This window comes from Burkholderia sp. AU33423 (assembly GCF_002223135.1).
Taxonomy (GTDB): Bacteria; Pseudomonadota; Gammaproteobacteria; order Burkholderiales; family Burkholderiaceae; genus Burkholderia; species Burkholderia lata_D.
The window spans coordinates 19,164-43,721 of record NZ_NKFH01000006.1; the positions used below are offsets into that span (position 1 = coordinate 19,164).

At 65.7% G+C, this 24,558-nt stretch carries 21 protein-coding genes; 10 read left to right on the plus strand and 11 right to left on the minus strand.

Annotation, left to right across the window (positions count from 1 at the left end; translation table 11 throughout):
* Positions 1-125 precede the first annotated feature (125 nt).
* Positions 126-2,759 carry an MMPL family transporter gene (locus CFB50_RS17865; RefSeq protein ID WP_089446739.1) on the plus strand — a complete coding sequence of 878 codons (2,634 nt, stop codon included), beginning with the start codon at positions 126-128 and terminating at the stop codon, positions 2,757-2,759.
* Positions 2,752-3,738 carry an MlaA family lipoprotein gene (locus CFB50_RS17870; RefSeq protein ID WP_089446740.1) on the plus strand — a complete coding sequence of 329 codons (987 nt, stop codon included), beginning with the start codon at positions 2,752-2,754 and terminating at the stop codon, positions 3,736-3,738. The genes CFB50_RS17865 and CFB50_RS17870 overlap by 8 nt, the downstream gene beginning before the upstream one ends.
* 119 nt (positions 3,739-3,857) lie before the next feature.
* On the opposite strand, the gene CFB50_RS17875 is transcribed toward CFB50_RS17870, so the two are convergent.
* From CFB50_RS17875 to CFB50_RS17900, 5 genes are all read right to left on the minus strand, one after another.
* Positions 3,858-4,514: a phosphorylase gene (locus tag CFB50_RS17875; RefSeq protein ID WP_235986647.1), complete on the minus strand. Its 657-nt coding sequence runs from the start codon at positions 4,512-4,514 to the stop codon at positions 3,858-3,860.
* Positions 4,515-4,565: 51 nt separating this feature from the next.
* The gene (shc, locus tag CFB50_RS17880; protein WP_089446742.1) at positions 4,566-6,539 is read right to left on the minus strand and encodes a squalene--hopene cyclase; all 1,974 of its coding nucleotides are present in this window, start codon (positions 6,537-6,539) and stop codon (positions 4,566-4,568) included.
* Between the two features lie 15 nt (positions 6,540-6,554).
* Positions 6,555-7,808: a hydroxysqualene dehydroxylase HpnE gene (hpnE, locus tag CFB50_RS17885; RefSeq protein ID WP_089446743.1), complete on the minus strand. Its 1,254-nt coding sequence runs from the start codon at positions 7,806-7,808 to the stop codon at positions 6,555-6,557.
* Positions 7,809-7,821: 13 nt separating this feature from the next.
* Positions 7,822-8,670, minus strand: coding sequence for a presqualene diphosphate synthase HpnD (gene hpnD, locus CFB50_RS17890; RefSeq protein WP_089446744.1), 849 nt, complete (start codon positions 8,668-8,670; stop codon positions 7,822-7,824).
* 246 nt (positions 8,671-8,916) lie between these two features.
* Positions 8,917-9,249: a hypothetical protein gene (locus CFB50_RS17900; RefSeq protein ID WP_046548815.1), complete on the minus strand. Its 333-nt coding sequence runs from the start codon at positions 9,247-9,249 to the stop codon at positions 8,917-8,919.
* A 175-nt stretch (positions 9,250-9,424) separates the two neighbouring features.
* Between CFB50_RS17900 and CFB50_RS17905 the strand changes: the two genes are divergently transcribed.
* Positions 9,425-10,309 carry an alpha/beta fold hydrolase gene (locus CFB50_RS17905; RefSeq protein ID WP_069252802.1) on the plus strand — a complete coding sequence of 295 codons (885 nt, stop codon included), beginning with the start codon at positions 9,425-9,427 and terminating at the stop codon, positions 10,307-10,309.
* Between the two features lie 54 nt (positions 10,310-10,363).
* Here CFB50_RS17905 and CFB50_RS17910 read toward each other — a convergent pair whose 3' ends face one another.
* Genes CFB50_RS17910 through CFB50_RS17920 form a run of 3 tightly spaced genes read right to left on the minus strand, consistent with a single transcriptional unit; the run spans position 10,364 to position 12,286 of the window.
* The gene (locus tag CFB50_RS17910) at positions 10,364-11,302 is read right to left on the minus strand and encodes a GGDEF domain-containing protein (protein ID WP_089446745.1); all 939 of its coding nucleotides are present in this window, start codon (positions 11,300-11,302) and stop codon (positions 10,364-10,366) included.
* Entirely contained in the window at positions 11,299-11,925 is a 627-nt protein-coding gene (locus CFB50_RS17915; protein ID WP_069252804.1) for a chemotaxis protein CheC, read from the minus strand. Before CFB50_RS17915 ends, CFB50_RS17910 begins: the two co-directional genes overlap by 4 nt.
* Positions 11,918-12,286 carry a response regulator gene (locus CFB50_RS17920; protein WP_039344648.1) on the minus strand — a complete coding sequence of 123 codons (369 nt, stop codon included), beginning with the start codon at positions 12,284-12,286 and terminating at the stop codon, positions 11,918-11,920. Before CFB50_RS17920 ends, CFB50_RS17915 begins: the two co-directional genes overlap by 8 nt.
* A gap of 20 nt (positions 12,287-12,306) precedes the next feature.
* Here CFB50_RS17920 and CFB50_RS17925 point away from each other — a divergent pair, with 20 nt between their 5' ends.
* Positions 12,307-12,648 carry a hypothetical protein gene (locus CFB50_RS17925; RefSeq protein WP_083266192.1) on the plus strand — a complete coding sequence of 114 codons (342 nt, stop codon included), beginning with the start codon at positions 12,307-12,309 and terminating at the stop codon, positions 12,646-12,648.
* A gap of 107 nt (positions 12,649-12,755) precedes the next feature.
* The gene (locus CFB50_RS17930) at positions 12,756-15,014 is read left to right on the plus strand and encodes a hybrid sensor histidine kinase/response regulator (RefSeq protein WP_089446746.1); all 2,259 of its coding nucleotides are present in this window, start codon (positions 12,756-12,758) and stop codon (positions 15,012-15,014) included.
* Positions 15,015-15,066: 52 nt separating this feature from the next.
* Here the strand turns inward: CFB50_RS17930 and CFB50_RS17935 are convergent, their stop codons facing one another.
* A complete protein-coding gene (locus tag CFB50_RS17935; protein ID WP_089446747.1) occupies positions 15,067-15,621 on the minus strand; it encodes an NADPH-dependent FMN reductase in 555 nt (184 codons plus the stop codon).
* Positions 15,622-15,989: 368 nt separating this feature from the next.
* Here CFB50_RS17935 and CFB50_RS17940 point away from each other — a divergent pair, with 368 nt between their 5' ends.
* Positions 15,990-16,589, plus strand: a complete 600-nt coding sequence (locus CFB50_RS17940) for an RNA polymerase factor sigma-70 (RefSeq protein WP_089446748.1) — start codon at positions 15,990-15,992, stop codon at positions 16,587-16,589.
* Positions 16,567-16,788 carry a zf-HC2 domain-containing protein gene (locus CFB50_RS17945; RefSeq protein ID WP_089446749.1) on the plus strand — a complete coding sequence of 74 codons (222 nt, stop codon included), beginning with the start codon at positions 16,567-16,569 and terminating at the stop codon, positions 16,786-16,788. The genes CFB50_RS17940 and CFB50_RS17945 overlap by 23 nt, the downstream gene beginning before the upstream one ends.
* Positions 16,789-16,932: 144 nt before the next feature.
* Here the strand turns inward: CFB50_RS17945 and arsC are convergent, their stop codons facing one another.
* Positions 16,933-17,292 (minus strand): arsenate reductase (glutaredoxin), encoded by a 360-nt coding sequence (gene arsC / locus CFB50_RS17950; protein ID WP_089446750.1) that lies wholly within the window; start codon positions 17,290-17,292, stop codon positions 16,933-16,935.
* A 999-nt stretch (positions 17,293-18,291) separates the two neighbouring features.
* Here arsC and parA point away from each other — a divergent pair.
* Together parA and CFB50_RS17960 are read left to right on the plus strand one after the other, a co-directional pair.
* On the plus strand, positions 18,292-18,954 hold the full coding sequence (parA, locus tag CFB50_RS17955) for a ParA family partition ATPase (RefSeq protein WP_011353621.1): 663 nt from the start codon (positions 18,292-18,294) through the stop codon (positions 18,952-18,954).
* Positions 18,955-18,977: 23 nt separating this feature from the next.
* Complete coding sequence (locus CFB50_RS17960) at positions 18,978-20,039, plus strand: ParB/RepB/Spo0J family partition protein (protein ID WP_069252809.1); 1,062 nt, start codon at positions 18,978-18,980, stop codon at positions 20,037-20,039.
* 90 nt (positions 20,040-20,129) lie between these two features.
* On the opposite strand, the gene CFB50_RS17965 is transcribed toward CFB50_RS17960, so the two are convergent.
* Positions 20,130-21,497: a replication initiation protein gene (locus CFB50_RS17965; protein WP_089446751.1), complete on the minus strand. Its 1,368-nt coding sequence runs from the start codon at positions 21,495-21,497 to the stop codon at positions 20,130-20,132.
* Positions 21,498-23,318: 1,821 nt separating this feature from the next.
* Here CFB50_RS17965 and CFB50_RS17975 point away from each other — a divergent pair.
* Positions 23,319-24,500 (plus strand): DNA-binding protein, encoded by a 1,182-nt coding sequence (locus CFB50_RS17975; protein WP_089446752.1) that lies wholly within the window; start codon positions 23,319-23,321, stop codon positions 24,498-24,500.
* Positions 24,501-24,558 lie beyond the last annotated feature (58 nt).

The window sequence follows — 24,558 nt, forward strand, 5'->3', positions numbered from 1 at the left end:
GGTATCGATTCCGCCGCCGCGAACAAATCTCCTTCCCTTCTCGCAACCCCCAACGTCACGACCGCCGCCACGCTGCGCCGGTATACTTGGCTACTTTGCCCTTTCCAGCCGCTCCCCACCGCCACATGGTGACATCTCTCATCGTCCGACTCGTTGCATGGTCGGTACGCCGACCCGTCTGGGTCGTCGTGCTGTCGCTCGTCATCGCCGCGCTCAGCGGCGTCTATGTCGCGCAGCATTTCAAGATCAACACCGACATCAGCAAGCTCGTCGATGCGGAACCGCAATTTGCCGCGCTCGGCCACGCCGTCGACAAAGCGTTCCCGCAACGCAACGGCACGATCCTCGCGGTCGTCGAGGCGCCCGCGCCCGAATTCGCGAATGCCGCCGCGCAGGCGCTGACCGAAGCGCTGCAGAAGGATGCCGCCGCCGGCCGCATCGGCCAGGTCGCCGAGCCCGGCGGCGGGCCGTTCTTCGAGCACAACGGGCTGCTGTTCCTGTCGCCGCAGGAAGTCACCGATACGACCTCGCAGCTAGCGAGCGCGCGCCCGCTCGTCAACGAACTCGCGAAGAACCCGAGCCTGACCGGGCTCGCCACGACGCTCTCCACCACGCTCGGCCAGCCGCTGCTGACCGGCCAGGTGAAGCTGCCCACGATGGCGAAGCTGCTCGCCCGCAGCGCCGCGACGGTCGACGACGTGCTGGCCGGCAAGCCGGCCGCGTTCTCGTGGCGCGCGCTGGTCGACAACGATGCCGCGCGGCAGCCTGCGCGCGCGTTCGTTACCGTGCAGCCCGTGGTCAACTACGGCGCGCTGAAGGCCGGCGCGGAAACCAGCCAGGTGATCCGCGACGCGGCCCGTGCGATCGACCTCGAGAAGCGCTACGGCGCCGTCGTGCGCCTGACCGGCGAACAGCCGCTCGCCGACGACGAATTCGCATCGGTCGAGGATGGCGCGGCGCTCAACGGCGTCTTCACGCTGCTCGCCGTGCTCGTCATCCTGTGGCTCGCGCTGCGCTCGAAGCGGATGATCGGCTCGGTGCTCGTCACGTTGTTCGTCGGCCTCGTCGTGACCGCCGCGCTCGGCCTCGCGATGGTCGGCTCGCTGAACATGATCTCGGTCGCGTTCATGGTGCTGTTCGTCGGCCTCGGCGTCGATTTCTCGATCCAGTACGGCGTGAAGTACCGCGAGGAGCGCTTCCGCGATCCGCGCATCGACCACGCGCTGATCGGCGCCGCGCACTCGATGGGCATGCCGCTCGCGCTGGCCACCGCGGCCGTCGCGGCGAGCTTCTTCTCGTTCATCCCCACCGCCTATCGCGGCGTGTCCGAGCTCGGCCTGATCGCGGGCGTCGGGATGTTCGTCGCGCTGCTCACCACGATCACGCTGCTGCCCGCGTTGCTGCGCCTGTTCGCGCCGCCGGGCGAATCGAAGACGCCGGGCTTTCCGTGGCTCGCGCCGGTCGACGATTACCTCGACCGCCATCGCAAGCCGATCCTGATCGGCACGCTCGTGGTCGTGATCGGCGCGCTGCCGCTGCTCGCGTTCCTGCGCTTCGACTTCAATCCGCTGCACCTGAAGGACCCGAACAGCGAATCGATGGCGACGCTGCTCGCCCTGAAGGATTCGCCGGAAGCCGCCGTCAACGACGTCACGCTGCTCGCGCCGTCGCTGGCGGAGGCCGATGCGGCCGCGAAGCGCCTCGACGCGCTGCCCGAGGTCGGCCGCACGACCACGTTGTCGACCTTCATCCCCTCCGACCAGCCGGCCAAGCGCGCGGCGATCGCCGCCGCCGCGAGCGACCTGCTGCCTGCGCTGACGCAGCCGCCCGCGCCGCCCGCGACCGATGTCCAGCGCGTCGCCGCGCTCAAGCGCGTGTCGGACCTGCTGAGCTACGCGGCCGAAGATCACCCGGGCCCGGGCGCGGCCGCCGCGCAGCACCTGTCGGCGTCGCTCGCGAAGCTCGCCGCCGCGGATGCCGCGACGCGCGACCGCGCCGAACGCGCGTTCTCCGATACGCTGCGCATCGCGCTCAACCAGCTCGCGTCGCTGCTGCAGCCGCAGGACGTCACGCGCGAATCGCTGCCGCCGCAAATCGTGCGCGACTGGGTCGCGCCGGACGGCCACGCGCTCGTGCAGATCTCGCCGAAGGTGCCGAAGGGCGTCGACCCGGGTGACGACACGATGCTGCGCCGCTTCGCGAAGGCCGTGAAAGCCGCGGAACCGGGCACGACCGGCGGGCCGATCTCGATCCTGCATTCGGCCGACACGATCATCAACGCGTTCCTGCATGCGGCGCTGTGGTCGATCATCTCGATCACGGTCCTGCTGTGGGTCACGCTGCGCCGCTTCGGTGACGTGCTGCGCACGCTGGTGCCGCTGCTCGTGTCGGGTATCGTGACGCTCGAGCTGTGCGTCGTGCTCGGCATGTCGCTCAACTTCGCGAACATCATCGCGCTGCCGCTGATGCTCGGCGTCGGCGTCGCGTTCAAGGTGTATTTCGTGATGGCGTGGCGCGCGGGGCAAACCGGGTTGCTGCACTCGAGCCTCACGCATGCCGTCCTGTTCAGCGCCGCGACGACGGCGACCGCATTCGGCAGCCTGTGGCTGTCGCACCACCCGGGCACGTCGAGCATGGGCAAGCTGCTCGCGCTGGCCCTGACCTGCACGCTGATCGGCGCCGTGGTGTTCCAGCCCGTCCTGATGGGCAAACCGCGCGTCAAACGCGCCAAGAACCAATCGCAAGGAATCAATGAATAAGGTGCGAATCATTGCGGCGACCGTTGCCGCCAGCGCAGCGCTGACCGGCTGCGCGACGGGACCGAACCGCAACCCCAACGACCCGCTCGAGCCGATGAACCGGGCGATGTACAAGTTCAACGACACCGTCGACACGAACATCGCCCAGCCGATCGCGAAGGGGTACCAGAAGGTCACGCCGACGCCCGTGCGCACCGCGATCAGCAACTTCTTCTCGAACCTCGGCGATCTCGGCAACATCGCGAACAACCTGCTGCAGCTCCGCATCACCGATGCCACCGAGGATCTGATGCGCGTGGCGATGAACTCGGTGTTCGGCGTCGCCGGCCTGATCGACATCGCGACGCCCGCCGGGCTGCCGAAGCATCACCAGGACTTCGGCCTGACGATGGCGCGCTGGGGCGTGCCGTCGGGCCCGTATCTCGTGCTGCCCGTGTTCGGGCCGAGCACGATCCGCGACGGCGTCGGCCGCGCGGTGGACGTGCGCTTCAACCTGCTGAACTACATCGAACCGGCCGCGCGCAACCCGATGTACATCGCGCAGTTCATCAGCGCGCGTTCGGACCTGCTCGGTGCGACCGACCTGCTGAAGCAGGCCGCGCTCGATCCGTATTCGTTCGTGCGCGACGCGTACCTGCAGCAGCGCAAGTCGCTAACGTATCGCAGCCAGTCGTCGTCGGCCACGGTGCCGACCTACAACGAACCGGGTGAATCGGGCGCCGTGCCGGCCGGGACGCCGGCCGTGCCGGGGTTGCCGAACTACGAGGATCCGGGCGATGCGGGCGGCGCATCGGGCGCCACGCCGAACAACGCACCGGCCGCGCCGGGGCTTCCGCAGTACGACGATCCGGGTGCGGACAACGCGATGCCGGCGAGCGCGCCTGCCGCTGCTTCGGCCGCTGCACCGGCATCGGCACCGGCTGCGGCATCGGCGGTCGCACCGGCGACGCCTGCGAGCGCTCCGGCCGCGCAGCAGTAACGCTGCAACGGCGGTCGCCACAAAGACAAAGAGCGCTGCAGTTCAATGCAGCGCTCTTTTTTTGTCCGCGAGAAACGGAAAACCGGGGGGAGAAGGGCGAGAAAGGCGGCGCGAGCCGCTCAGACGATCCGCATCGCACCGGCACGCTCGAACGCGTGCCGCGCCTGGATCAGCGTCGTACGCGCCGCGCGCGCATCGCTTGCGACCTGGAGCAGCGGGCCGAGTTGCGACGGCTGCTTCAGCAGTTCGCGCAGGATCGGCAGGATCGCCGTGCTGCCGTCGTCGCGCAGGCCGGCCGTCGCCGCGCGCGGCAACGTGCGCCACGCCGGATCGACGATCGCGCGGCACACCGCGAACGGTACGCCGCGCGCCGCCGCGAAGGCCGCAGCGATATGCGACTCCATGTCGACGGCAAGTGCGTCCTTCGCGCGATACAGCGACGTCTTTTCCTGCTCGCTGATGACCGGTGCGCCGACGGCCGCGATCGTGCCGCGCGTGACGCGCGCCCAGACCGGCGTGTCGTGCAGCGCGGCGACGAGCCGTGCGCTCCAGCCCGCGTCGGTCTCGACGCGACCGAACGGCCCGTCGATCGCGCTCGCGACCACGAGCGCGCCGGGTGCCAGGTCGGGCGCGAGCCCGCCTGCCGTGCCGAAGCTCACGATGCCCGCGCAACCGCGTGCGGTCGCCTCGGTCAGCGCGCGTTCGAGCCGGTCGGCCCGTGCGGCAAAGACGGCTTCGACGCCGTCGCCGCGCGCGATGCGCGCCTCGAACGCCATCCCCGTCACGGCGATGACGGGCAACGAGCCGGTGGATTGCGTCGCCACGCGTTACAGCCCGACCGTCACGCGCGTCGTGTTGTCGCGCTTCAGGTTGCGAAAGCGGGCAAGCGCCCACAGCGGGAAGAACTTGCGATAGCCGTGGTAGCGCAGGTAGAACACGCGCGGGAAGCCCGTCGCCGTGAAGCGCGTCTCGTCCCACAAGCCTTCTTCGTTCTGCTCGGCGATCAGGTAGCCGATACCACGCGCCACCGCCGGGTTGTTCACCTCGCCGGCCGCCATCAGGCCGAGCAGCGCCCACGCGGTTTGCGACGCGGTGCTCGGCGCCTGCTCGAAACCGCGATAGTTCAGCTTGTAGCTGTCGCCGTCCTCGCCCCAGCCGCCGTCCTTGTTCTGGATAGACAGCAGCCACTGCGCGCCGCGCTTCATGCGCGGATCGTCCGGCGTCAGGCCGGCCGCGTTCAGCGAGCACAGTGCCGTCCACGTGCCGTACACGTAGTTCATCCCCCAGCGGCCATACCAGCTGCCGTCCGGTTCCTGCTCCTTGAGCATGTAGTCGAGTGCGCGACGCGCCGGCTCGCTGTTCAGCGGCGTCTCGCCGAGCTGCGACAGCATCGACAGGCAGCGGCCCGACACGTCGGCCGTCGGCGGATCGAGCAGCGCGCCGTGATCCGAGAACGGGATGTTGTTCAGGTAGTACTGCGTGTTTTCCGGTTCGAACGCGCCCCAGCCGCCGTCGCTGCTCTGCATCCCGACGACCCACTCGCGCGCCCGCGCGATCGAATCGCGATACGCGTCGTTCTGCTTGAGTTGCTGCGCGCGCTCCATCGCCACCGCGACCACCGCCGTATCGTCGACGTCCGGGTAGTGCGCGTTCGCGTACTGGAACGCCCAGCCGCCGGGCCGCACGTGCGGCCGGCGCGAGATCCAGTCGCCGCGCACGTCGAGGATCTGCAGCGGGCGCAGCCATTCGAGGCCGCGGATCGCGGCATCCTCGGCACGCGCGTCGCGCGTTTCGAGCAGCGCATGCGCGGCGAGCGACGTGTCCCACACCGGCGACAGGCACGGCTGGCAATACGCTTCGTCATCGTGCACGACGAGCAGCTTCTCGATCGACTTGCGCGCAATCGCGCGGTTCGGGTGATCTTCCGCGTAGCCGAGCGCGTCGTACATCATCACCGAGTTGGCCATCGCCGGATAGATCGCGCCGAGGCCGTCCTCGCCGTTCAGGCGCTCGTCGACGAACGACACGGCCTGGCGAATCGCGCGTTCGCGCGTGTAGTTCGGGAACAACCCGTCGACCGCGCGCAACGCATGGTCGACCACGCGGAAGAACGCGAACCAGCCGGCGCTCTGGTGGCCCTGGCGCGGCAGCAGCCCGGCGTTGACGGGCGGATCGATGAACAGTTCGTCGATGCGCACACCGCGCGGGTTCTTCGCGAGCGGGCGCTTCGCGTTCAGCACGAGCAGCGGCACGATCACGGTGCGCGCCCAGTACGACACCTTCGACAGATGGAACGGGAACCACTGCGGCAGCAGCATGATCTCGACCGGCATCATCGGCACCGCGCGCCACGGAATCGCGCCGTACAGCGCGAGCTGGATGCGCGTGAACACGTTCGACATCTCGGCGCCGCCCATCGCGTGGATGGCGCGGCGCGCACGCTGCATGTGCTCGGCGTTCTCGTCGTCGCCGATCACCTTCAGCGCGAAATACGCCTTCACGCTCGCGCTGATGTTCGGCGCGCCGTCGGTGAACAGCGGCCAGCCGCCGTCGGCCTGCTGGATGCGGCGCAGATACTTGCCGATCTTCTGTTCGAGCTCGAGGTTCGGCGTCTCGCCGAGATAGTGGACGAGCAGCACGTATTCGGCGGGAATGGTCGAATCGGCTTCGAGTTCGTAGACCCAGTGGCCATCCGCGTTCTGCGCGGCCAGCAGCGCGTCGGTCGCACGCGCGACGGCCGTGTCGACGCCGGCCGGCACGGCGCCGGCGGACAAGGTAGCCATTTCGGTGAGATCGTTCATCGGTCCCTCTTTTACTTACTGTGTCTGGAGCACGTCCGCGGCCAGCTGGCCGGAGCGGATCGCGCCCTCGATCGTGGCGGGCAAGCCGGTGGCAATCCAGTCGCCCGCCAGCACAAGATTCGTCCAGCGCGTACGCACGGCCGGACGTTTCATTTCCTGCGACGGCACCGCCGCAAAGCCCGCGCGCGGCTCGACGACGAGCTGCCACGCGGGGATGGTTTCCGGGTTCGCGCCGGTCACGCGCGCGACGTCTTCCCAGATGCGCCGCGCGAGCGTGTCGCGCGGCGTGTCGAGCCAGCGGCCCGCGTCGCGGATCGTCGCCGCGAGCTGGCCGCCGCCGGTGCGCACCGTATCGACCACACCGTTGACCACGGACGTCTGCAACGGGTGACCGGCCGGCGCTTCAGCCGCGAAATACGCGGTCACGACCGCGCTGAAGGTATCTGGCGCGGTGAGTTCGGGCACGAGCGGCTGCGCGACCTCCGGCGGCACGGCCAGCACGACAGCGTCGCCCGGCGCGAGATCGATCCGCTCGCCGCCGACCGAGACCGCATCGACCGCATTGCCGTGCGCGCCGAATTCGAACGCGTCGAGCCGCGAGTTCAGCCGGATCTGCGCGCCGCCGTGCTGCAGCATCCGCAGCGCCGGTTCGACGAATGCACTGCCGAGGCCGTGTCGCGCGACGAGCGGACGGCAGCCGGGGCCACCCATGGCAAACGTGCTGCACAGCGCCGCACGCGCGAGCTCGGCGCTCGCGTGACGCGGCTCGACGTTCAGCACACCGAGGAAATACGGCCGCAGCCAACGTTCCCACAACATGCCGTCGCATCGCATCGTCTGTGCGAGTGAGCGGCCCATGCGCGCGAACGCGAGCGGGGCGAGCGCGAGGTAGTCGAGCGGCGTCGTGTCCGGCGCGCGCGACGCGGCATCGAACAGCCACGACGGCCAGCGCCCGTTGCCGAAGCGCAGCGTCCAGCGCTGCTGCGACGCGACGTCGACGACCGGCAATTCAGGCTGCGCGGGCCCCACGAGCTGGTCGGCCGCGCCGATCGCACGCAGGTAGCGCTGTGTCGCCGGTTGTCCCGCGAACACCGTGTGCAGCCCGCTGTCGAGCGTCGTGTTCAGCGTCCCGTCGAACCATGAGCGGCAGCGGCCGCCCGCATGCGCGTGCGCGTCGTGCAGCACGATGCGTCGCCCGCGGCGTTGCAGCTCGACCGCGGCCGACAGGCCGGCAACGCCGGCGCCGATCACGTGGACGGTCCTGGGCATCGACTCGGTCGGCTCAGAACAGCGCGTAGCGCGCGGCGATCATCAGCATGCGCGCCTTCGGCTTGCGCAGCGGCGCGCGGGGGAAGGCAAAGCCGCGTGCGATCGCGGCTTCGAGAATGCAGCGATATGCACCCGACATGATGCGCGGCGCCTTCACCTGCGCACGCGCGCAGGTGTCCATCACCGCGTCGGCCTGGCGGAAGTGCTCGAGCGCGCGCTCGACGAGCGTCGCGCACACGCGCGGCAGCGCCGGATCGCGCACGATCGTCGCCGGGGCGGTGATCGCGATGCCTTCGCGCGCGAGCAGTTCGCGCGGCAGGTAGCAACGGTTGATCGCCGCATCGTCGTCGATGTCGCGCAGGATGTTCGTCAGTTGCAGCGCGCGGCCGAGGTGATGCGACAGCTTGATCCCTTCGGCTTCCGGCATCCCGAATATCCTCACCGACAGCCGGCCGGCCGCGCTCGCCACGCGATCGCAGAAGAGGTCGAGCGTCGGTTCGTCGGGCGCGCAGATGTCTTCGACCGCATCCATCGCCATCCCGTCGATCATCGCGTGGAAGTCGTCGCGCTGCAGGTCGAATGCGCGGATCTCGCGGTCGAGCGCGGCCAGGTGGCGCGGCGGGCGGCCGGCGAAGCACGCGTCGATGTCCGCGCGCCAGCGGTCGAGGCCCGCGTTGCGCTCGGCGCGCGGCAGGTCGCTGTCGGCGATGTCGTCGACCGCGCGGCAAAACGCGTAGACCTGGAACATCGCATCGCGCTGCACGGCCGGCAGGATGCGCATCGCAAGATAGAAAGAACTGCCCGATGTGACGGCAGCGGCGTCGGTTTCTTGTTCGTCCACGACGGAATTGGAAACGGCCAAGACAAGCTCCACGGAGACACCCACGCGGGGCGATTGAAGAAGCCATGCCCGGCTGGGATGGTCAGGGTGTCAAATGCGTGCGAGATATGCGAACGATCGACGCAGACAGGCACAAATTACCGGCCGGAAGCCGGAATTGGGCGAAAGTATAGCAATCTTTGAAGTTCGATGGCGGACACGCGCCGCGTGCGGCGGCATGCCGGAAGCCGTTGGCCGGCCCGGGCTGGCCCCGGCGCCGGCGGCGCGTCAGCCGTAAACGATGTCGCGTTGCAGGTCGAGCGCAATCAGCCCCATTTCGCGGGTGAGCTGCAGCATCGAGCGGCGTTCGAGGCGCGAGCCCATGAAGCTCGTCACGCGGCCGTCGGGCTCCGCGGTGAACTGGAATGTCGCGCCGCCCGTGCCGAACCACGCGCCCGGCACATCGGGCGATTCCTGCCAGTCGATCTGCGCGAACACGCGCGCGATGCCCGCACGCACCAGGTCGCCCGGGCCGATCGGCGGCGCGATGTCGCCGAGGTCGTCGAGCGAATAGGGGCCGGGCTTGTCCGGCCTCCGGTAGAAGAGATAGTCGACGTTCATGGGGCGCAATCGCAGGCAAAGCAACAAAGTAGCGTGCTTCGCGATAAATTCAAATCAGATACGAACGAAATGTGGCCTGTACGAGACAAGAGGGACAGATCGAATCCGGCCCGTCTGGGCGCATACAGGTTCGTCTAAGATGACACCTTTCTCAAGATCTGAAGACCCGGACACCATGGAGACGAACGCAAGCGCCACCCCGCAGTCCGATCATCCCGTTTTCGTGCTCGTGCACGGCGCCTGGCACGGCGCGTGGTGCTACGCGCACGTCGCGGCCGCGCTGGCCGCGCGCGGCCACCTGTCGATCGCGCGTGACCTGCCCGCGCACGGCATCCATGCCCGCTTTCCCGCTTCCTACTTCGCACGCCCGCTCGACAAGGACGCGTTCGGCGCCGAGCCGTCGCCGGTCGCGAACACGACGCTCGACGATTACGCCACGCAGGTGATGCAGGCGGTCGACGACGCGTACGCGCTCGGCCACGGCAAGGTCGTGCTCGTCGGGCACAGCATGGGCGGCCTCGCGATCACGGCGGCCGCCGAACGCGCGCCGGACAAGATCGCGAAGATCGTCTATCTCGCGGCCTTCATGCCCGCGTCGGGCGTGCCGGGCCTCGATTACGTGCGCGCACCTGAAAACAAGGGTGAAATGCTCGGCCCGCTGATGCTGGCGAGCCCGCGCGTCGCCGGTGCGCTGCGCATCGATCCGCGCAGCGGCGACGCCGCGTATCGCGACCTCGCGAAGCGCGCGCTGTACGACGACGTGCCGCAGGCCGACTTCGAGGCCGTCGCGAACCTGATGAGCTGCGACGTGCCGGCCGCGCCGTTCGCGACCGCGATCCCGACGACGGCCGCACGCTGGGGCGCGATCGATCGTCACTACATCAAGTGCCTGCAGGATCGCGTGATCCTGCCCGCGCTGCAGCAGCGCTTCATCGACGAAGCCGACGCGTTCGCGCCCGGCAACCCGACCCACGTGCACCAGCTCGACAGCAGCCATTCGCCGTTCATGTCGCAGCCGGCCGTGCTCGCCGGCGTACTGGCCGACATCGCGAAAAGCTGAGCGCGGCACGCGCCCAGGGCATCCGCGCCACGCACCGCGGGGCGGATGCGCTACCTATGCATACGCGACCGACCGATCGCGCCCGAGCCGCTTCGCGCGATAGAGCGCGGCGTCGGCCTCGTTGACGAGCACATCGCTGGACGGCGCGCCCGCCTTCGCACACGCGCCGCCGACGCTCGCCGTCACCGGCACGCTGACCCCCTCGGCATCGACCGGCACGCTGCCGATCGCATCGCGCACCTTGTCGGCCACCAGCATCGCCTCGTCGAGATTCGTGCACGGCAGCAGCAGCGCGAATTCCTCGCCGCCGAAACGGCCGAACGTATCCTGCGCGCGCACGATCGACGCGACGCGACGCGCGGTCTCGCGCAGCACGGCATCGCCGGCCGCATGCCCGAAACGGTCGTTGATCGTCTTGAAGTGGTCGAGATCGAACAGCAGCACCGACATGTCGCCGCCGTAGCGCTGCCAGCGCGCGAATTCGTCGCCGAGCCGCGCCTCGAAGAAGCGCCGGTTCGCGATGCCGGTCAGGCCATCGCGATTCGCGTGCTCGCGCAGCTTCGCGACCGCTTCCTCGCGCTCGCGCTGCATCACGCTCACATGCGTGACGTCCGAGATCGTCACGCACACGGCTTCGACGTCGCGGCCGCGCGTGAGCGGCATGAACGTGCAGTCCTGCTGCATGTAGTCGACGCCCCCCGTGATCGGCCGGTCGTGCTCGAAGCGGAACAGGTAGGGCCGCTGCTCCCACGAGCTGAACGCGAAGCTGCCGAGCTGGAACACGCTCTCGAGCTTGCGCGACAGCCACGCGCGCGGCAGGTCGGGAAAACAGTCGAACAGGTTGCGGCCGATCACGTCCGCGGCGGGGATGCCGCTGTGGTCCTGCATGAAGCGATTCCACATCAGCACGGTCATCGCGCGGTCGAGCACGAACAGGCCGAAGCCCACCCGCTCGATCACGAGGTCGCTCAGCGACGAGGTGGCGGCCGTCATAGCGCGGACAGCAACGCGTCGAGCGCGTCGCCCATCAGCCGGATCGAATCCTCGGCCATCAGCATCACGAAGTGGGCCCGGAACGCGTGGTCCTCGAGCCCGAAGTTCACTTCCAGCAGCAATGCCACGCTCCATGCCAGCTCGGTCGGCTGGAATACGTCGTCGAACGACACGTTTGCGCCGAGCAGCCCCGGCGGAAAGAACACGGGCTTGCGGCCGAGCTCGTCGAGGATCGACGCGACGCACGCGCCCATCAGCACGTTCGCGACGTCGAACACGACTTCGTCGGGTGTCGCCATCCCGCCGTACACGCCATCGCCGAACGTGCGGTCGACGACTGACATGAGCCGCGCGATGCTCGCGGTGCGGCACAACACGATCGCTTCGCCCTTGATGTCGGAACGAAAACCCTGGCGCACGGCGGTCACGTTGTCGTGAATGCCCGTCATCTCGCGCAGCGCGTCACCCGCGTCGGTCGCTTTCACGACCCGCACGCGCGGCACCGACAGCTCGATGAAGTGCTCGAGCAACAACGCGAGCCGCGCGGCGGCGCGGCCCATTGCGAGGTTGGCGATCTCCTGCAACGCGTCGCGTTGCTCCGCCGTGAACACCGAGTCAGGCATACAACCCATACTCCTTGAGAATGGGCAGCAATGCCTCCGACGTCACGGGCTTGGCTACGAATGCGATCGCGCCCAATTCGCGCACGCGTGCTTGCGCCTGCGGCTGAATATCGGCGGATACCACGATCACGAACGTGTTCAGATCTTCGTGGCGCAGTGTCTCGAGAACCTGATATCCGCTCATGTCGGGCATCGTCAGGTCCAGAAACATCACGGAAGCTTTGCCGTCACGATAGAGCGCCAGAGCCTCTCGACCATTCGCGGCATACGCGACTTCGACGTCCCAGCCTCCCGGCAGCGCCTTTGTCAGAAGTTTGCGAGCGAGCAGCGAATCGTCGGCAATTACAATCGGCAAAGGCATGGGGCGATGCGGTATACGGAATGGTCTCTCTCGCGTTAACGACCGCGCGGCGCACTTCTTTAGGCGCCATGCGTTCGGGTGCGGGCAACCGTCTGGCGGCCGCGCGCGGGCGCCGCGGCGCGGGTGCGCGCGACGCACCGCGCGGCGAACACCGGCGGGCGCATATATCTGTCATAGGGAAAGCAAGGCGCGATTCTCTGAGTAAACCGGAGGCGATGCAACTCGCCATTTTCACCATTTCGAACAGAATTGGTCCGAACACGCGCCATTCCGAAAACAGCCACGACCATTTTCGAGATAAGTACGCAAAATTTTTCCTTGTGTACGTTTGCGCTGCCGGATTCGTCGCGTTTTCAATCTGACAATTTCCCCTGTCGAAATCGACAGGATGGCTGACGTCCGGGGCCGCGCAGCGGGCCGTCGCAACTCGTTTATGATGGCAGACACTTCCGCTTCACCCGCTTCCTCGATGACGTCCGACCGGCCCGCCGATTCCCACGCTCCCGCCTCTCCACCCGCCGACGACTGGCAGGACGACGGCACCTATGCGTCCGGTGCGCCCGAGCACGATTTCGCGGTGCGTCGCGTGACGCTGATCGTGCTGCTCGTCGCGGCGATCGTGCTGCCGTGCATCTACGTCGTGGTGATGGCGTACAACGACCTGAAGACGCGCGAGGCCGCTGCAAGCGACGTGACGATGCGCACGGTGCGGGTGGCCGAGGAGCATGCGCTCAAGGTGTTCGACCTGAGCGAGACGCTCGATGCGCGCATCGTCGATCTCGTGCAGGACATGGACGACGCGACCGTGCGCAACCGGGAGTCCGACATCCATGAAGCGCTGAACACGATCGGCGGCGGCTATCCGCAGGTGGCCGCCGTGTCGATCTTCGGCGCGAGCGGGATGCTGCTCGCGAACAGCCTCTACTATCCGGCGCCCTATGCGTCGATCGCGAACCGCGACGACTTCGCCGGCATCCGCGACGGCAAGGTCATCGAACACATCTCGCGGCTGATGATGGGGCCGCTCAAGCTCGAGAACATTCCCGTGTTCAACACGGGCGTCGCGCGGCGCCATAGCGACGGTTCGTTCGCCGGGATGGTGTCGATCGCGCTGAAGTCGTCGTATTTCAACGCGTTCTACCGCGACCTGCTCGGCGGAGCGAGCACGCCGATGACGATGGCGCTCGCGCGCTCGGACGGCGCGGTGATCGCGTCGTATCCGCCGCCGCCGGCACTCGCGCACACCGATCGCGCGATCACGTTCGGCGACGCGCGCAACGATCCGCGCGCCGGCGTCGTGCGCGTGCGCCACGACGGCGCGAGCAGCGAAATCGTCGCGTATCGCCAGGTCGGCAGCTATCCCGTCTACGTGACGTGCTCGTACCGCACATCGGCGATCTGGCATGAATGGTACGAACACCTGAGCGTGCTGTTCCTCTCGATGTTCGCGCCGTCGGTCGCGCTGTGGTCCGTGATCTGGCTGTCGCTCAAGCGGCTGAAAGCGGAAGAGGAGGCGTGGGACCGCTGGCAGGCCGAAGCGTCGATGCGGCGCTCGATCGAATCGGCGTACCGGCAGTCGCGCAAGATGCAGGCGCTCGGCAACCTCGTCGGCAGTGTCGCGCACGACTTCAACAACCTGCTGATGATCATCTCGAGCAACGTGCAGATCGCGCGGCGGCGCGGGGTCCAGCATCTCGACAAGGAACTCGGTGCGATCGAACGCGCGCTGAAGAACGGGCAGTCGCTCACGCGCCAGCTCCTCGGTGTCGCGCGCAAGCAGCCGCTGCACAACGAAACGATCGACGTCGGACAATGGGTCGACACGTGCCGCGAATTGCTGAAGACATCGCTCGGTTCGAAATCGTCGCTGGTCGTCGCGATCGAGCCCGGTGTCTGGCCGATCCGCGTCGACGTCGCGGAGCTCGAGCTCGCGGTGATCAACCTCGCGGTCAACGCGCGCGACGCGATGACGACCGGCGGCCGCTTCACGGTCGGCGCGCGCAACGTGACGCTGCGTCGCGAGGACGGCTTTCCGCTCACCGGCGATTTCGTGCAGATCTCGCTCGACGATACGGGTTCGGGCATGGCGCCCGACGTGCTCGCGCGCGCGTTCGAGCCGCTGTTCACGACGAAGGCGCAGGGGATGGGGACGGGGCTCGGCCTGCCGCAGGTGTTCGCGTTCTGCGAACGCTCGGGCGGCCTCGCGACGATCGACAGCGCGGTCGGCGCCGGCACGTCGGTGCGCCTCTACCTGCCGCGCGCACGCGTCGAGGATGTCGTCGCGCGTCCGCCGGCGGTCGCGCACGATGCGGGGGCGGCGGCGCTCGCCGGGCTGCACGTGCTGCTCGTCGAGGACAACAGCGAAGTCGCGGCCGGCACCGAAGCGCTGCTGTCGCTGCTCGGGCACCGCGTGACCTACGCGCCCACCGCCGACGACGCGTTGCGCCTGATCGAAGGCGCGGCCGCGAACGACGCGTTCGATCTCGTGATTTCGGATATCCACATGCCGGGCAGCCTGAACGGCATCGACCTCGCCGAAGCGGTCGAACAGCGGCCGGAGAAACTGCCCGTGATACTCGTCACGGGTTACGCGGAGGAGCTCGACCGCACGCGCACCGTCAACGTCCGCGTGCTGTCGAAGCCGTTCGACATCGCGCTGCTCGACGAGATCCTGCTGGGCATCCGTGAAGCGCGCGATGCACAACACGCGCGGCACGCAGGCACGTGACCCGCTGCGTGCGGGCCCGCGCCGGTGCCGGCGGCGTGATCGGGTGTGGCGCTCAGGCCGACTTCAGCAAGCGCACCCAGCCCGTGTAGCGATCGACGAAGCCCTGCAGGAACTTGCGGGTGTCTTCGCTGACGATCTGGCCCTGGTCGTCGATGCGTGCCGGATCGTGCTTGATGAACATCTCGGGCTGCCCGAGCGTCTTCACGTCGAGATACGCGAGCACGTTGCGCAGGTGCTGCTGCGCGAGCGCGGTGCCCGTCGCACCCGGCGACGTGCCGAGCACGGCACCCGGCTTGCCCGCCCACGAGTTGGAACCCCACGGGCGCGAGCCCCAGTCCAGCGCATTCTTCAGCACGCCCGGAATCGAGCGGTTGTACTCGGGCGTGACGAACAGCAGCGCGTCGGCGGCCTCGATCGACTGCTTGAAGCGCTTCGCGACTTCCGGGAAATCCGCGTCGTAGTCCTGGCTGTACAGCGGCAGCTCGCCGATCTCGACGAACTCGAACGAGAAATCGGCGGGCGCGAGCGAGATCACGGCGTGTGCGAGCGCGCGGTTCCACGAAGCGCGACGCAGGCTGCCGACGACCACAGCAATGCGATAGGACATGGCATTCTCCTTCCGGTGAGTGAGGAATCGGATCGATTGCTTCCGAACGGGCGACAAAGGTCTGTTTATAGGCAAGCCAGCCCGCGAACCGCCCCACGGGGCCGTCCGGCCGACTTTCCACAAGGTTTTCCACAGAAATTGTGGATAACTCGGCCGTGATGTTCTGACGTTACAGATTGCCTACCGCGGGTCGTTGCCGACACGCGACACAGGGTTCGGCAAGCATAGCGCAGCGCGCCGGCCGGTTTCGTGAATTCGTGTCGGAACATGCATTGCAGGCCGGCACCGCGCCCAGTAAGCTGCTCGCACTGCGATGCGCCTGCCCTGTGGCGCACGCGCGATCGCCTCGAGACACTTGCAACCCATCCATGCCGTCCGCCTTCGACGATCCCGTTTATCTCGCCCAATTGCGGCGCGACCTGCTGCGCTTCGCGCGGCTCCAGCTCCGTGATGCCGATGCGGCCGAAGACGCCGTGCAGGAAGCGCTCGCCGCCGCGTGGTCGCATGCGGGCGATTTCGCGGGGCTGTCGGCGCACAAGACCTGGGTGTTCGGCATCCTGCGCAACAAGCTGATCGACGTGCTGCGCGCGCGGCAGCGGACGGTGAGCTTGTCCGCGCTCGATGCCGAGCTCGACGGCGAGTCGGTGCTCGATCGCGAGCTGTTCAAGGAAAACGGGCACTGGGCCGCGCATGCGAAGCCGCGACCGTGGCCACGCCCCGAAACGCTGTTGCAGCAGCAGCAGTTCTGGACGCTGTTCGAGGCCTGCCTCGATCATCTGCCGGAGCAGATCGGGCGCGTGTTCATGATGCGCGAATTCCTCGACTTCGAAATGACGGACATCTGCAGCGAATTGACGCTGACGACGAATCATTGCAGCGTGCTGCTTTACCGGGCGCGCACGCGCCTGCGAACCTGCCTGAGCGAACAAGGACTGACGACCGAAGATGCTGCCGGGGAAATGTACTGACGTGACGCGACTGCTGTCGGATGCGCTCGACCGCCATCTGACCCTGCATGAGCGCCTGCAGGTGCGCATACACCTGCCGACCTGTAGTGGCTGCAGGGCCTATCGCGGACAGATCGCGCTGCTGCGGACGGCCGCGAAAGCGGCGGCGGGGCGGGGGCCTGCCCCGGATGATGACGGAGTGTCGTCCGGGGAAGGCTAGGCCCGGATCGCGTGACGGCGATCGTGAGGGCCGTGGTCGCGTGCAGCCCGGTGATCGAGCGAGCGGGCTTCGATTGCCGATGCTCGCGCTAGTGCTAGTGCTTGCGCCGGGCTGACGCAATCAGAAAAATACGACGGGCAAGAATTATTCGAACAGCGCCTGCACCGATTCGGGCGGGCGGCCGATGGCGGCCTTGCCGCGATAAACGACGATGGGTCGCTGCAGCAGAATCGGATGAGCGGCAACTGCCGCATAGGCTTCCGCATCGGTCAGATCGGTGCGGGCCAGATTCAGCGCCTTGTATGGCTCCTCACCGTCGCGAAGCATGTCGCGAACCGGGCGGCCAAGCTGCCGATGCAGCGCTTCCAGTTCCTCGACCGTCGGCGGCGTCTTCAGGTACTCGACGACATTCAACGGCGCACCGGTGGTATTCAGCGACTCGACCAACGCAAGCGTCTCGCGTGACTTCGAGCATCGGGGGTTGTGGTAGATCGTGATCATCATTCAGGCCTGGAAGGTAGAGCCCTGTATTGTAGCCAGTCTGTATTGGGGGCTTGGTGGGGCAGGCGACGAGGAATCGGGAGATCGGGCGCGGATTCGCTGCTTCGTAACGCCACGTGGATGAGGCGGTGCGATGGATCGCGAGAGGGGAGTGTTGGTCGGAATGCGCTTCAATGAATTGGTGGGTTTATGCGCATAAAGGCGAGCGGGACTCAATCGCGGGATGATGAATAAAGGTCTGCACGTGTGGCCAATACGGTGGGGTTCGGTCTGCAAGGGGTGTAGCCGGTGGCTTCGTAGGACGGCCGGTTTATGCGCATAAAGCGGGCGACTGCCGAGCACGGGGACCTCGCAATTCGCGGAGCGGTGAATGCAGGCGCGTCGGTGTGATGCCTGCTCGGTGTGATGCCTGCTCGGTGTGATGCCTGCTCGGTGGGATTGCTGCGTCGGTATTCTGCCCCGCAAGTCAGTCGCCCGGCACTGGATTCCGGTGCGGTCGGGAGGTGACCTTCGTTACTCGCCATCTATCGCTCGCGGTTTATGCGCATAAACGTAGCGCCTGGATAGCGCGTTGGGTCGACGTACGCAGGTCAAGTGGCATACCTCGATGCTGCATACCCAGCCAGGGTGTACCACTCACACCTACGATCAGAAGCGCCTGCCCTCCCGGCACGATCCCGCGCCACGGTTTCCGCGGAGAGTTTATGCGCACAAACTCTCCAGCTCTCAGCCGAGGCTACCTCATCGAGCGATAGGGCAGTGCACACGGCACGCGCGGCAACTCGCTACTCACACCGACGGCACCACTTGGAACCCCACCGAGTCGCTCACCGACCTCTCAGCCATCCGCCTCACCATGCGATCGAGTCATCATCCATCGTCGGTTCGTTTATGCGCATAAACCGATAGCCCAAATGGCCAATACGTAGTTGTCGAACGACAATTTCATTGAAATCCAAATATCGTCCTGTAGAATTCCAACGACCAAAATAGGAGTGAAAATTGGCCGCGGAAATCATTGCAGTCACTCAACAAAAAGGTGGCGTCGGCAAAAGCACGATTGCCATGCACCTCGGTGCCGCGTTCCATGAAAAAGGGAAGCGCGTCCTCGTCATCGACGCAGACCGTCAAAACACACTGGTTCACTGGTCGAGCGCATCCGGCGACAGCGACACCGGCATTCCGTTTCCGGTCGTCAACCTGGCCGAAGCCGATGGCCAGATCCATCGCGAGATCAAGAAGTTCATCAACGACTACGACATCATCGTCGTGGACTGCCCGCCGTCGATCACCGAGAAGGTATCGGGCGTGGTCCTGTTGGCCGCATCGATTGCCGTGATCCCGACGTCGTCGTCGCCGGCGGATTACTGGTCGAGCGTCGGGTTGGTCAAACTGATCCAGCAGGCGCAGGTCATGAACGAAGACCTCCGCGCCGTCTTCCTGCTGAACAAGACCGAAGAGAAGCGCATGCTGACCCGCGAGCTCAAGCGTGCGCTCGAGGAACTCGGCTTCCCGTTGCTGAAAACGCAGATCCCGACCCGGGAGGCGTACAAGCAGGCGATGGCGCTCGGTCAGACCGTGCTGCAGATGAACGATCGTGGCGGTAAGCTGGCCGCCGCAGAAATTCGCGCATGCGCCGACGAAATCGTCGCCATGCTGCCCTGACTTTATGCGCACAAAGGAGTCACATGAAACCCTCCCAATTTGCCAAAGGATTCCAAGCGCGCCCGGATATCACGACGAGCGAGAAGCGCACGGCGCTTGATCGACTCAATGCGATCGACGGCATCGTCAAGTCCGAGACGCCCACTCCGGCACCGACCAAGTCGGCAAAGAAAGACATCGCGCCGCCGTCCGCTCCTGAACTCACGCTCGATCCGTCGATCGATGAATCGGCGCAATATCGCGCGTGGCGTCTCGAGAACCGCTATGCACCGGGGCAGGTGATCGAGCTGCCGCTGAAGGCGATCAAGCATAGCCCGTTCAATCCGCGGCACTTCTATCTGAAGTCGTCGATCGCCGAACTCGCGGTCAACCTCGCCAAGCAAGGGCAGCAGCAGGCGATCCATGTGATTCCGGACTATGAGAACCCGGGCACGTATTTCGTCAGCGACGGCGGCCGCCGCGTGCGGGCACTGAAGGAAGCGAACAAGGAATCGGTCAAGGCGATCGTGATCGACGTGCCGATCGGCATCCAGAGCTACAAGCTCGGCTACGATCTCAACGTCCAGCGCGATTCACAAACGGTGTTCGACAACGCCGTCGTATGGCGCCGCTTCCTCGACGACAAGCATTTCCAGAGCCAGAAGGAGCTCTCCGAGCACCTCGGCCTCGACGAATCGACGGTGGCCGTCGCACTGTCGATCGGCAAGCTGCCGGAAGCGATCATGCAGGAAATGGTCGCGCGCCCTGATCGCTTCGGTTCGAACATGGCGTATCAGGTCGGCCGATATCACAATGCGCGCGGCACCGAGGCGACGCTGCGGCTGATCAACAAGATCGTGTCCGACGATCTCAGCACGCGCCAGGTGTCGGACATCGTCAAGGGCCGCGTCGCGGCGCAGGAAACGCCGAAGGCCACGGGCCGTCAGCGCTATGCGCAGCGTCTCGAGATCAAGCTCGGCGGCAAGTCGGTCGGCGACCTGAAGTCGTATGGCGAAGATCGTATCGAATTGCGCCTGCGCGGTCTCCCGAAGGACAAGCGCGACGCGATCCTCGAGCAGCTCGAGCGGATGCTGTTGTCGGAGTGATGGAAACGGCCGGCAGGGCCTGGTGAGGACGCCGGGCCCGCCAATCGAGGGCGGGGCCGGCGGCGGCCCGTCAGCGGGCCTGAGCAGGCCTCAGGCGGCCCGCGACTGATTCAGCGTGAACGACAGCAGGTCGCCGTCCGTCGGCTCGCCCCAGGTCCTCTGGGCCAGCCAGTCGAAGAAGGCCGTCTCGGCCAGCTTGGAATCGAGGCCGCGCTTGCGCCAGTCATCGCGCAGATGCGTGCCCATCGTCGGCAGCGCCTCTGATTCGAACGACTCGCGTGCCACTTCGCGCTCCGCGTCGCCCTGCTCTTCGTACAGCACCTTCGCTTCCTTGCGGCGGAACGCCGCGAACTCGCTCAGCAGGCGCGCCTTCAGATCGTCCGGCTGGGCCGCTGCAATCTTCGGGGACGGCGTGCCGGAAGGCAGCGCGTCGACCGACTCGACCGGCGGCGCATAACCCTTCTTCAGTGCATCCTTGAACAACGCCGGCGCGCTGCGCACCGGCGGCAGCGTGGTGCTGCGCATCCGCTGCTCGGTCATCTGCAGTGCGGCACGAATGCGGTTCTCCTCGCTGTCCGCATAGAGCGTCTGCGCTTCCTTCAACGGAATTCCGAGCTTCACCATCCGGTCGACCAGCGTGCTGTCGAACACATTCGGGTGTTCGTCGAGCGCGAGCATCGGCTGCTTGCGTTCGGTCACGCGGAACTGGATCTCCGCAACCCGGCGCCCTTCACGGTGCTCGATCAGCTCGACGAAGATGTTGGTGACCGCGTTGACTTCCGCGATCGCGGGACGCAGATAGTCGCGCTTGAAGTACTTGTACTCGCGCTTCGCCTCGTCGCCGGCTTCCGTGTCGGGCGTGCCCGACAGGATCGGCCGCCACCATTCCCACGGCTCGCGCATCGTCAGGTGGCTCGGGTTCGTCAGGTAGCGCACGCAGATTTCGTACAGCGCGAGACCGGCGCTGCTGCGCAGCTGGCTCTGGAACTGCAGGCTCAGACGCGCATACTGGACCGGGTCGAGCAGCTTCTTCTTGATCTTCGGCGCAAACGAGAATTCGACCCACACGCGGCGGGTCGCCGGATCCTCGAGAATTTCCGCATCGGCGATCAGCGTCGAGATCCCCCACTTGCGGCCCGGCTTCTGGCTCGACGTCCCCGTGCTCCATTCGACCTGCACCGACACCATACGGCGCAGGTGTTCCTTCACCAGCGCGGTGTCGTTCGAATCAAAGGCGGAGTTGGCAACGATGTCCGACAGCAGCGCGCGATACGTATCGCCCGAGTCGTCGGCCTGCTGCGCCACGGCCAGCAGGACATTGAACAGCTTGCGAGTGAGGAGCGTGATCTTGCCGCTCTTCGGCTGAATTGCGATCGCCTCGACGGCCTTCCGCAATTCGGCTGAACTGGCACTCACCACATCCACATCGGTTTTCTTGGCGCGCTTCGTCGTGGCCATACGTCGGGTCGGAGGAGAAGTTTCCCGGAAGGATAGCGCCTGCGGTGAAGTGCGTCCAGAACGACATGCTCACCATAGCGGGTGAAGTGCGCGTGCAAAACGGCACTCACCCCAGGCGCTCCCGAAAACCCTCACCGCTCCGGATTTGCAGCGTTCCGGACTCGTCCAGACGTGCTGCGGGATGCGCCGATTCACAGAATTTCACCTGTGCACGACACGTGCGGAATGAGCTCCCGTATCGGCTCACCTTTCGATTTGTCGTAATTTTACGACTGCGCAGCTGTGCGTTCGGCACAGCGTTGCGATCCCACGTCGGCGCGCCTCCCGATCGCCCTCCATCGGCCTGTATGCATGTACAGGCGTGACTTACCGGGTAATCGGAATCGGATCCGACTTCCCGAAAGACGCCTGCGAAACCGGCCCGCGCGACCCGATCAGGCGTGCTTTGCCGGCCCGGGCGCGCATTGTACAGCGCACCAACCGTATCGGGTCCCGAAAATACTCACCTCAAGCACAGTGTCTTCATTTGTCCGGATATCGGCGAATGCCCGACACGCGCGGGATTCACTACCAAGGCCTCCCGAAAAGGCTCACCTTACCTAAAAATCGCTGTGCCGCCCCAGGCACGGGAATGACTCCCGAAAAACCTCACCGTAACCGCCTCGGTATCAAAAATCCCAATGCCTTCCGATACTTATGCACAGAAGGCATTTGGCTGTGCGTCGCCGGCATCCCCCGAAAAGCCTCACCTTTCGACCAAATTCCTTCATGCGACAACCTCATGTCAGGCCCCGAAAAATCTCACCTGTGCCAAAAAGTGGCACAGCAAAAATGAGATGTCTTCCAGTCCTGGCGGGCTTTTCGACGAATTCAGCCGCTCACAGGTCCCGAAAAACCTCACCTTTGACCATTTTTCGGGCAAATTCCATTCCCGAAAAGTCTCACCTGTGGCCGGAATCACAGCCTATGATCGGGGCCCCGAAAAATCTCACCTCAAGGGGATCCGGGCAGGAAAACCCGGATTTCCCTCCCGAAAAGCCTCACCTTTAGGGCTTCACCGGCCCCCACGAGCGCCTTTGCGGTGCAAAATGGCGGTCGTTTCCCGGAAATCCTCACACCAAACACCCGTGGAGTCCCGTGAAACCTCACCTTTCGGAAAAACTGCCTAAAAGATGGGCAGAATCGGGGCGCGAAGAAGGTCCCGCAAATTCTCACCTATGTCTGCACAGGCAGAAAACTGTGCAGTCAGGCACCGCGCGGGTTCTGTGGCTGTGAGGCCCCGAAAAACCTCACCTTTGGCAAATCTCGTGTTTCACTGTGATCCCGAATCCGCTCACGACCTTTCCCGCAACGGCTCACGCAGCTCCCTGAACCCAATCACGTCAGCTCCCGCAGAAGATCACCTTGGCTCCCGTAAAACTTCACCTTGTCGGCCGGAAAGCCTTGCAGCATAAGGCTGTGCCGTGGCGTTAACGTTTTTAACTAAGGGTTCAAGGGTGTTTACTTCTAATACTCTCAAGACATCGGCTGACGAGTTTTCCACAGACACCCCAACCCCTGAACACCGACAGGCAATCGGATCCGCTGTCATGTGAAACAAATGCCGAAATTCGGGGTCTGCAGGAAAATGCTTGCGAGACAAGGACTTGGCTGACTTTCTTCGCTTTGTTTCACGGGATCCTGGACCACAGTCGTCCGGATTGGCTCACAGACCTGATTTCTGTGCAAAGCGACGTAAATTCACAACGGCAAGCTGAAACAAGTATCAATAGATACGTATTTCGTTATGATTGCAACATTTCAATGTCTGTGAGCACAGCGATGACCCTGGACGACATACGCCAAGCCATTCGGGACGAACTGGAATCGCTGCGTGCGAACGGTGCACGACGGCAGGAACTGTCGCTCCACGCATGCAAGCGGTTGTTCTTCGATCTCGGCATCAGGCCGTCGGCTGCCAACGTTCGCGATCTCACCCAGACCGGCAGCGCCAGCGATATCCCGAAAGACATCGACCATTTCTGGGAGCGCATCCGTTCCGCCTCCAAAATCAGGCTCGACGGTGCCGCCATCCCGAAAGCCGTCGAGGAAAAGGCGGGGGCATTGCTCGGCGCACTCTATGAAGAAGCGTTGAAAGCCGCGCGGGACAGTCTCGATGGAGATCGCGAGCAGGTTCGCGCCGGCATTGCCGAGGCCGAACAGCGGTTGCGCGACGCAACCGTCCGCCAGGAGACGCTCGAAGGCGCGCTCGCGCGTGGCGAAGCGAAAAACGAGCAGTTGCAGGCTCGTGTGACCGAACTCGAGATCCAGCTCGCGTCGCAAACGACGCACGGTTCGGCCAGCGAAGCGACGCTGCTCGCCACAGTCGCCCGACTGGAGAAGGAACTGGCCGCGGCCGCCGGTCGCGTCGAAGCCGAGCAGACGCAAAATGCGACGCTGCGCGATCGCATCGATGCGCTGCAGGCCGAACTGCAGCAGCGCACCGAGCACTACGCGCAGCAAATCAAGGACGCAGTGGCCGAAGCCGAACGCCGCGTCAAGCCGATGCTGGTCGAGCTGGATTCGTTGCGCAGCATGGCGTCGTCCTACCAGAGCGGTTTGCGCGACGTTCAACGCAAGGAGTTCGATTTCCTGCAGCAACTCAGTTCGGCCAAGGCACGCGCCGACCGGCTCGAAGAACAGTTGCGCAGCCAGGGTGATGAACTGGAACGTGCGACGCGCGAAGTGAGTTCGTTGCGCGCGAGCCGCGGCATGAATCCGGAAATCGCCGCGCTGATCCGCCGCCTGGCCGATGCCGGGCAACTGGATGCGGAGGCATTCGCCGCGATCGGCACCTCGCTGGATCAGGAGATTCCGGTGCCGGCCCATTGTCCGCATTGCGACGGTGAGCCGGAGCTGTCACACGGCGAAGAAGGTTTCGAAGTGGCCTGCCCCGAGTGCGAGCATGCTTCGGGCGCATGGCCGTCCCGCTTCGAAGCGGTCGCGCGATTCGCGCACACGTGACGCCAGCATAGGCCGCGCCACACAGGTGAGACGATCCGGGAAGCTTGAGGTGAGGTTT

Coding starts and splice junctions, on each gene's coding strand:
- CFB50_RS17865 (WP_089446739.1), top strand. CDS start 126: ATGGTGACATCTCTCATCGTCCGACTCGTTGCATGGTCGGTACGCCGA.
- CFB50_RS17870 (WP_089446740.1), top strand. CDS start 2,752: ATGAATAAGGTGCGAATCATTGCGGCGACCGTTGCCGCCAGCGCAGCG.
- CFB50_RS17875 (WP_235986647.1), bottom strand. CDS start 4,514: ATGGCGTTCGAGGCGCGCATCGCGCGCGGCGACGGCGTCGAAGCCGTC.
- shc (WP_089446742.1), bottom strand. CDS start 6,539: ATGAACGATCTCACCGAAATGGCTACCTTGTCCGCCGGCGCCGTGCCG.
- hpnE (WP_089446743.1), bottom strand. CDS start 7,808: ATGCCCAGGACCGTCCACGTGATCGGCGCCGGCGTTGCCGGCCTGTCG.
- CFB50_RS17900 (WP_046548815.1), bottom strand. CDS start 9,249: ATGAACGTCGACTATCTCTTCTACCGGAGGCCGGACAAGCCCGGCCCC.
- CFB50_RS17905 (WP_069252802.1), top strand. CDS start 9,425: ATGGAGACGAACGCAAGCGCCACCCCGCAGTCCGATCATCCCGTTTTC.
- CFB50_RS17910 (WP_089446745.1), bottom strand. CDS start 11,302: ATGACGGCCGCCACCTCGTCGCTGAGCGACCTCGTGATCGAGCGGGTG.
- CFB50_RS17915 (WP_069252804.1), bottom strand. CDS start 11,925: ATGCCTGACTCGGTGTTCACGGCGGAGCAACGCGACGCGTTGCAGGAG.
- CFB50_RS17920 (WP_039344648.1), bottom strand. CDS start 12,286: ATGCCTTTGCCGATTGTAATTGCCGACGATTCGCTGCTCGCTCGCAAA.
- CFB50_RS17925 (WP_083266192.1), top strand. CDS start 12,307: ATGGTCTCTCTCGCGTTAACGACCGCGCGGCGCACTTCTTTAGGCGCC.
- CFB50_RS17930 (WP_089446746.1), top strand. CDS start 12,756: ATGACGTCCGACCGGCCCGCCGATTCCCACGCTCCCGCCTCTCCACCC.
- CFB50_RS17935 (WP_089446747.1), bottom strand. CDS start 15,621: ATGTCCTATCGCATTGCTGTGGTCGTCGGCAGCCTGCGTCGCGCTTCG.
- CFB50_RS17940 (WP_089446748.1), top strand. CDS start 15,990: ATGCCGTCCGCCTTCGACGATCCCGTTTATCTCGCCCAATTGCGGCGC.
- CFB50_RS17945 (WP_089446749.1), top strand. CDS start 16,567: ATGCTGCCGGGGAAATGTACTGACGTGACGCGACTGCTGTCGGATGCG.
- arsC (WP_089446750.1), bottom strand. CDS start 17,292: ATGATGATCACGATCTACCACAACCCCCGATGCTCGAAGTCACGCGAG.
- CFB50_RS17960 (WP_069252809.1), top strand. CDS start 18,978: ATGAAACCCTCCCAATTTGCCAAAGGATTCCAAGCGCGCCCGGATATC.
- CFB50_RS17965 (WP_089446751.1), bottom strand. CDS start 21,497: ATGGCCACGACGAAGCGCGCCAAGAAAACCGATGTGGATGTGGTGAGT.
- CFB50_RS17975 (WP_089446752.1), top strand. CDS start 23,319: ATGACCCTGGACGACATACGCCAAGCCATTCGGGACGAACTGGAATCG.